Origin of the sequence: Listeria booriae (assembly GCF_000766865.1) — a bacterium.
In the GTDB taxonomy this organism is placed as follows: Bacteria; Bacillota; Bacilli; order Lactobacillales; family Listeriaceae; genus Listeria_A; species Listeria_A booriae.
Genome location: NZ_JNFA01000024.1, coordinates 40,067 through 53,252, shown reverse-complemented (window position 1 = coordinate 53,252; position 13,186 = coordinate 40,067). Strand labels below are relative to the sequence as shown.

Below are 13,186 nucleotides of genomic sequence, written 5' to 3'. Positions count from 1 at the left end.
GTATCTTACTCCCCATTCTCGTTAACGAAAGCGATATTTGTTTTTATGGAATATCGTGCGAGTAATCTATATGTTTTGTCTCACTAATTGTGCATATAGGTGTATGGATAAGATACCCAAACTTTGCTATAGTCGGATATCGTCTGGTGAAGGAAATTTTAGTAACTGGTCAGTCTTGCGGGAGCTTGAGGAAGACCACGGTAAATGAAAAGGTCGCGTCAAGAGTTATACCCACTCGTTAAGGCAAGGAATACGGAATTACGTGACACGCGCTCCAAACATGTTAGAATTATTTTACCTCACTTCTAATATGTCTAGCGAAAAAGTTTCGTATTCAGTTTATGTTTCTACTTAATAACCTATGGTAGTTGATGTTTATTAGTCCAAAGTTGTCTAGTAAATATCGGGATTTTCTAATTCAGGTCTACCGGTTATTTTTAGAAACTAACGTATTCCGCCATTTTTATCAAATCCAGTTATTCAGACAAATTCCGACACATCACGAGGAAAGAGGATGAATAGGAGTCGATGTTTCTAATATCGATTTCCTACTTCATCCTCTTTTTATTTTATTCTAATTCTACTCGCAAATCCCCACTTCGCAACCACGACGACCTCAGTAAAAATGGTCTGGCAATAAGCGCAATCACGGCTGGAATCACGACCGCTACTAAAAGAAACGCGCCAAACGCAAGCCATCCTGAATTGGCAATCAAATATAACGGTGCCACAAAAGCGCATAATCCCATACCCGCAACTTCCGCTGAAGCTTGCAAATGAAATACCAATACGCCGATGGGGCTGGCAATCACAGCTGAAAGCAACGGCACAATCATGACCGCCGGACGCTTAATAATGTTTGGCGTCTGCAATTTTGGCGTACAAATCAGTTGTGCGAAAAAAGCACCCCAATTATTATCACGAAATCCTAGTACCGCAAAAGAAACAAACTGAACCGAACAGCCGATAAGTGCCGCAGCGCTCGCCGTCGGATCTAACTGCAACGCAATCGCAAGTGCCGCCGATGACGCTGGACTCAAAATAAGAATCGCGAACACAAGTGAAATCACCATGGAAGACAAAATCGGCGAACCCGACACAAGCGATGTAATCCCACCACTAGCTGCCGTCAAAACTGGCGCCATAATTTTGGAGAAAAGTAAGCCACTAATCCCCCCTGCTAAAAGTGCCGCCGCTGGAATTAAAATCATGTCGAAATTTGTTTTCCCAGTAACCCGTTTCCCGACCCACACGGCCACAATCACGGCTAGAATCGCACCAATTGGCTCACCGCCGATAATCGAAAATCCTCCGTTATCTAGTGCTAGAATCGCACCACCACCAATAACTGACGCGGCCGCCGCACTAATCACGACGAGAGTATTCGCGCCGAGGCATATCGCAATACCGACACCTAAACCTGGAATTAAGAGTAATTTACCAACCGCTCCAATTTGTGCTAGCCATTCAAAACCTACCATCTGTCCAATCGTTTGCAGTAATAAACCAATTCCTAACGTTACAAGCACCGCATTAGCAATTCCCATTGAAGCTTTGTACGAGCGATCCACGATATAATCTTTCATGTTCTTTCCCCTTTTCTCATTTAATCTTATTCATCTTAACGAGAAACAGGACTTTAAGCAAAGAATGTTTTACTTACTAAACACACGAAAAATCACTTTCCGAACAAAACGCAATGATACAGCCAAAAAAAGATGAATATCGCTATTCACCTTCTTGAAAACCTATGAAATGTTTAATATATTGTTTAGCGTAGTATTTCATTTTTATTTCATGCCGAAATGCCCTTATCTTTTTCTGCAATGTTAGTTATAATAATTACATACTTAATTTTTGAAAGGAGTCTTTCTATGAGTAAACTTATTGGCTTACTACTACTTATCCTAGGCATTGTTGGCTTTGGTTTTTCATTTAGCATTACTGGAATTGTAGGTTTTATTACTTGTTTAGTTTCGGTTGTCTTTGTTGTGTTCGGCATTTTATTTATGATTCGCGCCAAACGAAAACGCAGTCGTTCTTATTCGTATAGATAAATGAGATGCGTCTCGCCAAAACTTGGTGGGGCGTTTTTTAATTGTTGCCATCCTGCAAACCATCTACGATTTTTTTGCTTAATGCTTGGATATTCTCGAAATGATAGGATTTCTCTATTTCGGCAAGCGTTCGTGGTTTCGCTAGATTATTTAATTGATGTAACTCATCATCTAGTGTAAAAGCTTTGTTTGCGCTGGCTTTTTTGTTGAATGTTGTTTGCCAATCTGGGCTATCTACTATATCTAGCGCGGAAGAAAGTAGTGCTCCCGAATCATAGCGATTCCATTTGATTTCTGAGACGAAGCTTGGATCATAGGCAATGCCTTCGAATAAGACGGCGAATTTCCTGCTTTTCTCGTCTCTAGCGCCTTCTAGTAATTTCAATTGTTTTGGCTTGCCGCCTGTGATTGCAGATGCTTTAATTCCGACGTAAGTTGCGGTGCCTTCTATTGTTTCATGTTGTTTTTCATTTTGGTAGTCACTTGTGCCTTGTTTTCTTCTAGCATCAGATACGACGACATAGTCAGATAATGCCTTCTCTAGTGCTGCTTTATCCTGTTTTCCAGTCGCATCCATGATTGTGTCTAAAATGCTGTATTGCAACCCTAGTAAACTATACCAGTCAACATCTTTGGATGCGACATCAATATTGCCATCCGTTGTGTGCCAATCATATTGTTGCAAATAATGAAAAGCTTCATGCGCAAAAAACGGCATCGCAGACTGTGACGCCTTCACTGGATTTTCGATATTATTCTTGCCGTATTTAAAATAGTACACATAAGAACTATCCGCTAACTGCATGTTAGAGCGCACTTCTTTTCCAGAGTCATCTATCGAAAAAGAAGAGAAGTTCCCAATCGGATTCCACGTTGACCAAATACCTGGCGTTGTTACAGCTAAACGATATACATCTGGCATTTTATAAGAACGGGGCATCGCAATTTTCGTCGCATACCACTTTCCTTCCAATCCTTTCACGCCAACCGCATAAACATTCCCACGAATTAAGTTTATTGTATCTTCGCTAAAATTAAGATGGTCTCCTTTTCTGACAAAAAGAACCGGCTTATCCGCCAAATTATAATCTTGCCACAACGGCTCCTTAGTTGTTTTAGTGTACAGCGTGTTTAACTGCTTGAAAAAAGACTGATCCGTCGTATCCATTTTATCATAGCTAGTGTGATACGTTTTGTTTAAAATTGTTAAGCCTCCAAGTAAAAGTAGTATACTCCCTAAAATAATCAGGATTACCTTGAGCGCTCGTTTGTGTTTCATGTTTTAATCACATCTTTCTATTTTTTATGTTCTAAACTAGTATACCCTGTTTTCATATTGTAAACAAGGTTATATTTGTAACTTTTATTTAATATTCCTTATACAAAAAAATGGACAGCGCATGAATCGCACTCTCCATTATTTTTTATCTCGGTGTTACTTTTTCGATATTTATAAGTCGGTCGATGTGTTGCATTGCCATGCTTGTGCCTAATGCAACAGCTTCGAATGGTGCTTTTGAGACGTGAATTGGCACGGACACTTTGCTGTTTAACCACTCTGATAACCCGGTTAGTAAGGCGCCACCACCAGTTAAGGTCAAACCGCTTGCTCGTATGTTGCCGCTAAGTTCCGGCGGGCTGTTCTCCAATGTTGTCTGAACAACGCTTAGAACGCGATTCAAGAACTCGTCTACACCTGCTTGGAATTCGCTTGATGCTACTTCGATTGTTATCGGAAAACCTGTCACTAAATCACGGCCTTCGATTTCAATCATTTCACTGTCATTATGCATGTCGCAACGCAACTGCCATTTCACTTTCTCTGCTGATTCTAAACCGATTAACACATTGTATTTATTACGCACTAATTGCGCAATTTCGCGATCTAACTCATTACCTGCTTTACGGACCGTCGCACTTGTCACAATACCGCCATAAGATACGAGCGATGTGGTAATTTTTCCAGCACCGATATCTACGACTACATTCGCCATCGGTTTCTCAAATGGAAGCCCTGCGCCGATTGTGGCAGCGAGCGAACCTTCTATAAAATAAAGCGACCTTACACCCAGCGAGAAAAGAATGTCACCAATCGCTTGTCGTTCAATGTTTGTCGCACCTGGCAGTAAAGAAACAACCAAGTTCATCTGTTTGAAACGTTTACCAGTTGTTGCACTAACGCGGCTTTCAACCTTCTTTATCAGACGCAATGTCATATCAAAATCAACAATAATACCGCCTTGAAGCGGGCTAATAACTGCAATAGATCCGGGCGTTTTCTCAGCTAAATCTTTCGCCTCGTGACCAATTTCTAATACTTTATTCTTCTTCGTGTCATACGCTAGAACGGTAGGTTCATGAAAAATCATTTGTTCCGTATCTGAGTAGATGCTAATATTCGCCGTTCCGATATCAATACCGATTGTCGGTTTCCCCATAATTCTTTTCCCACTTTCCCAAAAGCTCATTTTCAAAAACATATCTGTTCTAATAGCTATCCAATATTAAGTATATCAGGTATAAAAAATATAATCCATGACAAAACAATGAACTTTTATGAAAAAATGTACAAAAAACCGCGAAAAAGCATCTAATCTTACTTGACGCTTTTCGGCGGATATTTCGTAGCGTTCTTAGCTAGCTTCTCCTGAACAATCGTTTCGATATCTAAATCAAGCGCTGTAGCAAGCTGTGTTGCGTAAATAAACACATCAGCAAGCTCCTCTGACATCGCCACACGATTTTGCGCTACCGCTTCTTTATCGCTTTTCCATTGGAAACATTCTAATAGCTCCGTCGCTTCCAATGTTAATGAAATAGCTAAATCTTTCGGGACTTGGTATTGATTTTCCCAGCCTCTTTCTACTAAAAACTGATGGACATCTTTTTTTATTGTATCCATAACGCTTCGCCTCACTTCTCTAGGAAAAGTGTAGCATAATTCGCTTTCTTTACGCTAGTTTTAAGTAAGAATCTTTTACTTTTTCAAATAGTTTGGAATAACTTTCGATTCCTGTCACGTCAGCAATTGCTTTTTCTAAGCCTACTGCTGCGACTAAAGCTTGCAATTCAACCGCTTCTGCATCTTCTGGATCATTGAAACGAAGTGCTGCTGCAATGGCGTCTGCTAATGCTTTTGGTGTTTCATTGAACGCTTCGACAAATTGACGCGCCGGTTGCACAAAACGATCATTGGGTCCTAGTTTACGCATTGGCGAACGTCCAACACGGGATACGTAATCTGAGATATGCGGATTTTTGAATCTTTCGATAATTTTGTCAATATAAGCTTGATGTTCCTTGTGTGGGAAGTCGAATTTCTTTTCTAACAGCGCGCCCGTTTCTTCTAACGCACTGCGAACTGCGAACAATACTTTATCATTGTGAATCGCGGCTTCAATCGAATCAATATTTTTCATATGCCCGATGTAAGCTGTTACCGCGTGGCCTGTGTTTACTGTGAAAAGTTTGCGTTCGATATATGGCGTCAAATCTTTCACATACGTTATCCCAGGAATGAAAGGCACTTCGCTCTTAATCGCCGTTTCTTCCACTACCCACTCATAAAATGGCTCCACCAAAACGGTTAGCGGGTCATCATGCGTTTGATTAGGAACGATACGGTCCACCGCCGCATTTGGAAACGAAACGAAATGATCCGCATATTGTTTCTCCGCATCCGTCAACTCTGCGTATACATATTCCTTGAGCGAAGCCGAAGCGCCAATCATGTTTTCACAAGCCATCACGATGAGCGGTTTTTGAATCGCCGTTCTAGCTTTAATTCCAGCCACTAAAACTTTCGCAATAAATGGCAAAATGGTCGGGCCTACCGCCGTCGTCACGAGCTCCGTTTCCGAAATCGCGCGGATGACTTGGTCAGGATTTTCCTGGCTATTAATCGCATCCACATTCGTAATCAAATCGACTTGTTTCGAATTATCCGCCAAAATAACATTGTACTCTTGCTTCTCATTCAAAGCATCCACAACCGTCTTGTTCACATCCACAAACGTCACATGATACCCCGCTTTATGCAGCAGTTGTCCAATAAATCCCCGTCCAATATTCCCAGCGCCAAAATGTACTGCCATCATGCGCTCTCACTCCCTTCAAAGAAAGCAATAATTTCCTGTTTCGACTCAGCCGCAACAATTTGCGCCACATTCTCTTCCTCCGAACACACAATCGCGATACTGCTAAGCAAATCCATGTGTTCCCCGTCAGCGCCCGCAATCCCAATCAGCACTTTCACCTCATTGCCATCAAACGAAACACCGTCCGGCACTTGCAACAACACAATCCCCGAATTTTTAATCATATCACGCGAATCATCCGTACCATGCGGAATCGCCACCATATTACCGATAAACGTTGATGTCATCGCGTCGCGTTCCTTCATTTTTTCAATATAAGGCGCATCCACATAGCCTTGCTCCACTAACAACTGCCCCGCCGCCGTAATCGCCTCTTCCTTCGTGCTAAACGCCTGTTTCAGCGCAATATCCTTATTTTCCAATGCTACCATCCTTATTTCCTCCTCATATCTTGCAAAAATTGATTTAATTTACTAATCACAAACGCCGTAATGTCCGCTCCGTTTCCAGACTCCAAAAGCCGCGTCGTCTCCCCGCTCTCCACAACCATCGCGCTAATAAAACTCATCACTTCCAAGCCCTGCGGTGCTAGCCTCTCTGGTGCAAGCAATACAAGTAACGTCGTGGCCGCCACATTCCCGCCTCCCATTGCCGGCACGTCTACCGCGTCCTGCAACGTAAAAACCTGAAACACTGGCTTGTGGACAAACTCATTTCTAACATGAAACAGCGCTAACTGCGTTTCTGGAATACCAAATCCGCTCCATTTTTCGCGTTCTAACAATGATTTCAGCAATATTTCCACCTGAATATCCCGTTCCTGCTCAAACATCGCCATACAAACCGCGCGCAACGTATCTTCCAAATTATGCTGCGTCTCCTCCATCTTGGCCACCTGAAACCCTTTCAAAATCGCCAAAACCGTGTTCGTATATTCCTGCTCCGCCTCCAAATGATGCACCGCCTCAAGCAATGTCATCTGCTCCTCTTGTTCTTGCGGCGCCTTCTGCGGAACAAACATTTCCTTCTGCTTCAAAAAAACTTCAATTTGCGAAATTTCCCGGTCCGACAACATCGGACTCACTAGAAAATACTCAAAATCTACTTTTCCAAGATCAATCGTCGACACAATCACATCGAAATGTTTCGTATTTTGCTGATTTAAAAGCTCGAACAACGAGACATTTTGCAAATCCTTCAATTGCGGTAACGCTTGTTTTAAGCGCGTAGCCAACATTTTCGACGTTCCAATCCCGCTCGAACAAACGACAAGCCCCGAGAAAACACGACTTTCATTTTTCTGTAATAACGCTGCCCCGAAATGCAGAACCAAATAACCAATTTCCTCATCCGGCACATCCGCTTGCTGGTAAATTTCCCGAAACGCCACTTTCACAATTTGAAAAAGTTCTGGATAATCATGTTTAATCGTTTTAATCAATGGATTGTGAATCCGCATTTGCTGATCCATCCGCCGTAACGCTGGCCGTAAATGCGCCGTCAACCCATTAAGCAATGACGCCTCCTGAAAATGACTCCCAAGTTCCGCCTCTACTTTTGAAATTAAGCGTTTGGCGATGGTTACCGCCTGCACATTCTCATTCCCAGAGAAAATCCCCGTCTCACCTTGCGCCTTTGCCCCACGAATATGCATGGTCACATAAAACGCTTCCCCATCCGGCACAACAAACGGCTCCATTTCCAAACATGCCGCTAGCAATTCTTTCGCCACAACAAATTCTGGAAAATTCCGAAAATACTCTTGTTCCGGCTTCATCTCCTGCAAATAATTCCCGTTAATCATGCGCTCCACTGAAATCGCAATGTGCACAACTAACGTCAAGTACGCATCATCCGTAATCTCATACGCCAAATCCTTGCGCCAAGCACGCACATTTTGCTCCACTTTTTGAATCAGCGCATTGTCCACAACATGAAGCAACCGCTCATCCGCAAGCATTTCCACCTCATCTTGCTTCTTCTGCTGAAACAATTGGAAAAGGGAATTTTTAGACCCCGATAACGTCATTAAATCACTAAGCAACGTACGTTTCATCATCTCATCCGCCATCAATTTCACGCCATAACCACGTCTACGCTCAATTTCGGCACGTCCGATTAATTCATCTTCTAATTTTGTCAAATCGCTGCTGACCGTTGATATCGTTACATTTAAATCATTGGCCAGCGCGATTAATTTGATTGGTTCATTTTCTTTTAACAACGCTTTTAAAATAAACTGTTGCCGCTCCATCGGTGTAAACTCATTGTAAGACAAGTCGAGCAACTGCCATTTGAAAGCTTGGCGGCTAGACTCCGAGCCAAAAACCGTCAATTTCGCATCTTTACGTTCCAATGCTAACTGATAAGAGCCAAGCACAGCCTCCACTTCCTTCAAATCGCGCCGAATCGTCCGTTCACTCACATCCATATATTCCGCTAACTCCGCTGTGGCCACAGGTTCATGGCTCATTAAAAGCTGCTCCAAAATAAGTCTCGTTCTCGCCGAAATATACATTCTAAATTCCCCCAGTTATTTCTGACCAGACAAATTCTCCACTAACTCATCATACTTATGACTGTTCAAGAAATTGTCCACCGAAATATGATAGGCTTTAGGTAGTTTCTCCGTTGCGCGGTCCGTTAAATCACGGTGTGTTACCACAATATCCGCATCCGGCGGCAACTGCGAAATCGCAAAGTTCACCACTTCAATATCAAGCCCCGCCTTTTTCACCTTGTTCCGCAAGACCGAAGCCCCCATCGCACTGGACCCCATTCCCGCATCACAAGCGAAAATAATTTTGCGTGTATCCAATGGAATACCTTCCGCTGCAAGTTCCGCATCACTCGTCCCAACAACCGCACTCGCTACCATTGCCTTCTTACCTTTCATTGTAGCCATTTTTGTCTCCGCTGTCTTGAGTTCTGCATCATCCGTTGCTTTCGATGTTTTCAAAATAACCGCAGATACCGCAAAGGAAACCAGTGTTGCAAATAGAACCCCGCAAATAATGCCTAAATAATCCCCACGCGGCGTCAAAGCAAGTATCGCAAAAATACTACCCGGAGAAGCCGTCGCAACTAACCCTACATTAAACAAATTAAACGTAATAATACCAGTCATCCCACCAGCAATCGCACCAATCAGTAACGCTGGTTTCATCAATACATACGGGAAATAAATCTCATGAATCCCGCCTAAGAACTGAATAATTGCTGCCCCAGGAGCCGTCTGTCTTGCCGTTCCACTTCCAAAAATCGTGTACGCCAGCAAAATCCCCAGACCAGGACCAGGATTCGTTTCCACTAAGAACAAAATCGATTTCCCCGTATTAACCGCCTGATCAATCCCGAGCGGCGCCAAAACCCCTTGGTTAATCGCGTTATTCAAGAAAAGTACTTTTCCAGGCTCCACTAAAATACTAACTAACGGCAACAAATGATGATCAATCAAATACTGCACACCCGAAGCCATCGTCGTGTTCACCGCTTGAAGCGCAGGCCCAATCGTTTTCAAAGATACAATCGCCAAAATCCCTGCTAAAATCCCCGCTGAGAAATTGTTCACCAGCATTTCAAAACCAGCCTTAACTTTACCTTCGATTAATTTATCAAATTTCTTCATCAACCAAGCCGCTAGAGGCCCGAGAATCATTGCCCCAAGGAACATTGGCATTGATGTCCCAACAATCGCTCCCATCGTCACAGCCGCACCTACGACTCCACCACGCGTATCATACACTAACTTACCACCCGTATACCCAATCAAAAGCGGCAATAGATACTTAATCATCGGATCAACCAGTTTCGCAATCTCCTCATTCGGATACCAACCAGTCGGAATAAATAGCGCTGTAATTAGCCCCCACGCAATAAATGCCCCAATATTCGGCATAATCATACCACTTAAAAAACTACCAAAATGCTGTACCTTCACACGAAAACCAGATTTCGCTTGTTGTTGCTCCATTTCTATGTCCTCCTCCGCCCTTTTCTAATACTCTAAAAAAGAAGCCCCTTTAATTAATCTGCTTCGAAGCACTGCTACACCTGACCGACCAATGGAACTGCGCAATTCCAATCCTTAGTCTCGCCTATCAGCCTAGCTCATATATCCATTGTATGACAGCGGTAACAACATAGCAATACAATCAAAATTGGAATTTGTCCTAAAGCCGTGGACAAGATTGGAGAAGGAGAAGATCTTTAGAAAAGCTGGGCGAATGATTTGGTTAAATCCGTACACTTTCATGCAAGTGCAAAAAGAATAAGACATGGCCTACTCTCATGTGAGCAGAATGTCTTATTCTCTATAGATATAAATAATAATTCTCCCTTTAGAAAAAATAGAAGAAATTCATCAGTTATGCATCTACATATTTAATAAATATGTAGATATTTTCCCCTTCCTCAGTCAATCAGACTGATATAATACATATCATCCTTTACTATCTTCTCTAGAAATTCACATAAAGAATCCGCTATTTTGAACTCATCATAAAAAATCATACCCAGTTTATCACTCGACAATCCAATCGATATCATGGCAGATTCGTTGGCTTCAAAGAAAATTAATTCATCCTCCAAATCATCATACACTTCGATATCTGGAAAAAATTCAAAGTCATTTTGCTTTAATCGGAAATCTCGCACAGATAATGGATCCATAACCCTATTAATATTCTGTCTCGATCCTTTAATAAATCCATATCCAACATTTTTATAAAGGTCCAATAATTCTTGAGGGAATACGATATCCAAATCATTCTGCGCCTTATTAATATCCTCTAAGCCTACTGGATAATGTTTATAATTTTGCTCTACTAAAAACTTATATTTCATCATTATTTCGCTCCTTTGAACAATTCATTCCCTGGTGAACCGGATCCATGAATTCCCGCTTGATGCTCGTTAGGAAATTTTGCAGGATGAATATTCCACCACTCGTGTTCTCCACCAAAATGGATTTAAATTAATTAAAATCACATCTATGAGTTTTCCTTTCCGCGGGAGACAGTTTGCTATATTATTTTGTTCTCCATACATATTTTTAACTATAATATTATTTTTATTAATACCAGGAAAATAAATACTTTAGATGCCTTTAAGCCGAAAGCACAAAAAAACTAAGAAACCATTTATCGATTTCTTAGTTTATCTCATATTAAGCCTCTTGCGCCACAACTGCTTCCTCGATATGTTCTGGAGGAATAAACCCATTCAAACGCGAAACTTCTTCGCCGCCTTTATATAACACTAATGTTGGTGTTTGGCGAACATTGCGATCAAAAAAGAAGTTTTCGCCGACTTCTTCTAGTTTTACTTTCAATACTTTTACTTTATCAGCAATCGATGAATTTTTGAATTCTTGAAATGATAGGTCTAGCATTTTGCAGTTCGGACAGTTGTCTTTCCAGTAGTCTACATATACTAACTCTCCTGCTGCTATATGTTGTTCGAATTCTTCCATTGTTTTAATTTCGATACTTGTCATTTTACTACCCCTTCTCTCATGGACAATATTTGCGCGACCCAGTCTTGAATTGCTGTGTGATCACGCTCGGTATGTGGCATTTGTTCGATTTTCAGTGTCGGATATTGGGAGTCGAAATACTTCGCCATCCGGTCCACTGCCCCACAAAAATATGCCATACTCCATTGTGTTTCACCTGTCCCAAAAATCGCGACGTGCGGTGGTTTCGTTCCTAATTCTGCTATGAAATCCTTCATATCTGGCGGTGTCCTACCTAAATCTGCTGTCCATGCCCCTAAAATGAACAAATCGTAGTCCGTCTCAAGTGGGTACTGGGCATCTGGGTGAACGCGAAAGGAAGTCACATCATGTTGCGCCTTCTTAAGTTCCGCCTCTACCTCATCTGCTACCATTTTTGTATTCCCACTCAGAGAATCATACGCCAAGAGGATTCTCATAGGTCATCAAAACCGTTGTCAATGTTTGTCTTTTTATAACTACTATTGCGCATTTCGAAAAAGTCCGTTTTTGTTTCTGTAAAATTATCTGCGTAAGCTTTAATCCATGTCATTGTATTATCGCTATGACCTGGATATAGCTCTGGAATTCCTAGCATGCCTAGCATCTTGTTGGCACGGTATTTCACGTAATCAACCATTTCTGAAACGTCGATTCCTTCGATACCATTTAGTACTTCTTCTGACCAAACGATTTCTAGCTCCACAGCGTGGCGGAATGCTTCATGCGTATATTCTACGAGTTCATCGGTTTGCAATTCCGGATTTTCACCAAGAATCGCACGAATTACCTCCGAAATGAACTTCGAATGTGCCAATTCATCACGATTAATAAAACTAATAATTTTACCTGTTCCCGTCATTTTATTTTGACGAACAAGGTTGTAGAAATATGCAAAACCGCTGTAGAAATTAATGCCTTCTAAAATCGATGACTGAATCAGGGCTTTTACTAAATTCTCGCCTGTTTTGTTATTCATAAAGTTATCGTAAGCTTCCATAATTGGTTCGTTACGCTTAATAATCGTCGGATGCGTACGCGCCAATTCAAAAATACGTTTCTGTTCTTGTAAGTTCGTGATCGAAGCAAGCACGTAAGAATAGCTTTCGTTGTGAATCACTTCTTGTTGACCGATAATCGCTGTATTTGCGTGTACAGCAGGGTCTGTAATATATTCTGCGACATTATAAATAAACCGTGTTTGCGGAGAATCTAATGTCGCTAGCAAACCAATAATAGCATCAAAAGCGTACTTCTCTTCTTCAGACAGCTCTGGGTATTGTTTCGCGTCACCCTTCATGTCTACTTCATCAGGAATCCAATAGTTTGTCGATAATTCCTTGTATGCACGGTAAAACGATGGATACGGGATATCATTCCAATTCAAAATCCCACTCGTGTCACCATTTATAATAGCCGTCGAACGGTTCGGACTAAGCGGCTCTAATATTTTAATACGGTGCAATTCTTCTCTTTGTTCCGTCATCTAAAAAACCTCCTCATAGGTATATCCATATGTAAAGCACGAGCAAAGACAG

At 41.7% G+C, this 13,186-nt stretch carries 13 protein-coding genes and 1 pseudogene; 1 reads left to right on the top strand and 13 read right to left on the bottom strand.

Annotated elements, in window-relative coordinates:
- Positions 1 to 569: 569 nt before the first annotated feature.
- Complete coding sequence (locus tag EP57_RS09950) at positions 570 to 1,586, bottom strand: PTS sugar transporter subunit IIC (RefSeq protein ID WP_036086339.1); 1,017 nt, start codon at positions 1,584 to 1,586, stop codon at positions 570 to 572.
- Between the two features lie 288 nt (positions 1,587 to 1,874).
- On the opposite strand from EP57_RS09950, the gene EP57_RS09945 reads away from it, so the two are divergent.
- Complete coding sequence (locus EP57_RS09945) at positions 1,875 to 2,057, top strand: hypothetical protein (RefSeq protein WP_036086337.1); 183 nt, start codon at positions 1,875 to 1,877, stop codon at positions 2,055 to 2,057.
- Positions 2,058 to 2,094: 37 nt separating this feature from the next.
- Here EP57_RS09945 and EP57_RS09940 read toward each other — a convergent pair whose 3' ends face one another.
- The 12 genes and pseudogenes from EP57_RS09940 to EP57_RS09890 all read right to left on the bottom strand — a co-directional run bounded on the left by EP57_RS09940 (position 2,095) and on the right by EP57_RS09890 (position 13,134).
- Positions 2,095 to 3,336, bottom strand: coding sequence for a hypothetical protein (locus tag EP57_RS09940; protein ID WP_036086335.1), 1,242 nt, complete (start codon positions 3,334 to 3,336; stop codon positions 2,095 to 2,097).
- 145 nt (positions 3,337 to 3,481) lie between these two features.
- Complete coding sequence (mreB, locus tag EP57_RS09935) at positions 3,482 to 4,495, bottom strand: rod shape-determining protein (RefSeq protein WP_036086332.1); 1,014 nt, start codon at positions 4,493 to 4,495, stop codon at positions 3,482 to 3,484.
- Between the two features lie 158 nt (positions 4,496 to 4,653).
- A complete protein-coding gene (locus EP57_RS09930) occupies positions 4,654 to 4,959 on the bottom strand; it encodes a nucleotide pyrophosphohydrolase (RefSeq protein ID WP_036086330.1) in 306 nt (101 codons plus the stop codon).
- A gap of 49 nt (positions 4,960 to 5,008) precedes the next feature.
- Positions 5,009 to 6,154: a mannitol-1-phosphate 5-dehydrogenase gene (locus tag EP57_RS09925; RefSeq protein ID WP_036086328.1), complete on the bottom strand. Its 1,146-nt coding sequence runs from the start codon at positions 6,152 to 6,154 to the stop codon at positions 5,009 to 5,011.
- Positions 6,151 to 6,585, bottom strand: coding sequence for a PTS mannitol transporter subunit IIA (locus EP57_RS09920; RefSeq protein ID WP_077912859.1), 435 nt, complete (start codon positions 6,583 to 6,585; stop codon positions 6,151 to 6,153). The genes EP57_RS09925 and EP57_RS09920 overlap by 4 nt, the downstream gene beginning before the upstream one ends.
- 2 nt (positions 6,586 to 6,587) lie before the next feature.
- Positions 6,588 to 8,672, bottom strand: a complete 2,085-nt coding sequence (locus EP57_RS09915) for a BglG family transcription antiterminator (RefSeq protein WP_036086323.1) — start codon at positions 8,670 to 8,672, stop codon at positions 6,588 to 6,590.
- 15 nt (positions 8,673 to 8,687) lie between these two features.
- Positions 8,688 to 10,127, bottom strand: a complete 1,440-nt coding sequence (locus tag EP57_RS09910) for a PTS mannitol transporter subunit IIBC (protein ID WP_036086320.1) — start codon at positions 10,125 to 10,127, stop codon at positions 8,688 to 8,690.
- 440 nt (positions 10,128 to 10,567) lie between these two features.
- Positions 10,568 to 10,999 (bottom strand): SMI1/KNR4 family protein, encoded by a 432-nt coding sequence (locus EP57_RS09905; protein WP_036086757.1) that lies wholly within the window; start codon positions 10,997 to 10,999, stop codon positions 10,568 to 10,570.
- A 2-nt stretch (positions 11,000 to 11,001) separates the two neighbouring features.
- A pseudogene (locus tag EP57_RS17185) lies at positions 11,002 to 11,118 on the bottom strand (hypothetical protein); the annotation flags it as partial.
- Between the two features lie 203 nt (positions 11,119 to 11,321).
- Positions 11,322 to 11,651 (bottom strand): thioredoxin family protein, encoded by a 330-nt coding sequence (locus tag EP57_RS09900; RefSeq protein WP_036086318.1) that lies wholly within the window; start codon positions 11,649 to 11,651, stop codon positions 11,322 to 11,324.
- Entirely contained in the window at positions 11,648 to 12,088 is a 441-nt protein-coding gene (locus EP57_RS09895) for a flavodoxin (RefSeq protein ID WP_036086317.1), read from the bottom strand. Before EP57_RS09895 ends, EP57_RS09900 begins: the two co-directional genes overlap by 4 nt.
- A complete protein-coding gene (locus tag EP57_RS09890; RefSeq protein ID WP_036086316.1) occupies positions 12,085 to 13,134 on the bottom strand; it encodes a ribonucleotide-diphosphate reductase subunit beta in 1,050 nt (349 codons plus the stop codon). The genes EP57_RS09895 and EP57_RS09890 overlap by 4 nt, the downstream gene beginning before the upstream one ends.
- Positions 13,135 to 13,186 lie beyond the last annotated feature (52 nt).

What these genes read in the sequence shown, in the direction of transcription:
- EP57_RS09950 (WP_036086339.1), bottom strand. Translation starts at nt 1,586, where the DNA reads ATGAAAGATTATATCGTGGATCGCTCGTACAAAGCTTCAATGGGAATT.
- EP57_RS09945 (WP_036086337.1), top strand. Translation starts at nt 1,875, where the DNA reads ATGAGTAAACTTATTGGCTTACTACTACTTATCCTAGGCATTGTTGGC.
- EP57_RS09940 (WP_036086335.1), bottom strand. Translation starts at nt 3,336, where the DNA reads ATGAAACACAAACGAGCGCTCAAGGTAATCCTGATTATTTTAGGGAGT.
- mreB (WP_036086332.1), bottom strand. Translation starts at nt 4,495, where the DNA reads ATGGGGAAACCGACAATCGGTATTGATATCGGAACGGCGAATATTAGC.
- EP57_RS09930 (WP_036086330.1), bottom strand. Translation starts at nt 4,959, where the DNA reads ATGGATACAATAAAAAAAGATGTCCATCAGTTTTTAGTAGAAAGAGGC.
- EP57_RS09925 (WP_036086328.1), bottom strand. Translation starts at nt 6,154, where the DNA reads ATGATGGCAGTACATTTTGGCGCTGGGAATATTGGACGGGGATTTATT.
- EP57_RS09920 (WP_077912859.1), bottom strand. Translation starts at nt 6,585, where the DNA reads ATGGTAGCATTGGAAAATAAGGATATTGCGCTGAAACAGGCGTTTAGC.
- EP57_RS09915 (WP_036086323.1), bottom strand. Translation starts at nt 8,672, where the DNA reads ATGTATATTTCGGCGAGAACGAGACTTATTTTGGAGCAGCTTTTAATG.
- EP57_RS09910 (WP_036086320.1), bottom strand. Translation starts at nt 10,127, where the DNA reads ATGGAGCAACAACAAGCGAAATCTGGTTTTCGTGTGAAGGTACAGCAT.
- EP57_RS09905 (WP_036086757.1), bottom strand. Translation starts at nt 10,999, where the DNA reads ATGAAATATAAGTTTTTAGTAGAGCAAAATTATAAACATTATCCAGTA.
- EP57_RS09900 (WP_036086318.1), bottom strand. Translation starts at nt 11,651, where the DNA reads ATGACAAGTATCGAAATTAAAACAATGGAAGAATTCGAACAACATATA.
- EP57_RS09895 (WP_036086317.1), bottom strand. Translation starts at nt 12,088, where the DNA reads ATGAGAATCCTCTTGGCGTATGATTCTCTGAGTGGGAATACAAAAATG.
- EP57_RS09890 (WP_036086316.1), bottom strand. Translation starts at nt 13,134, where the DNA reads ATGACGGAACAAAGAGAAGAATTGCACCGTATTAAAATATTAGAGCCG.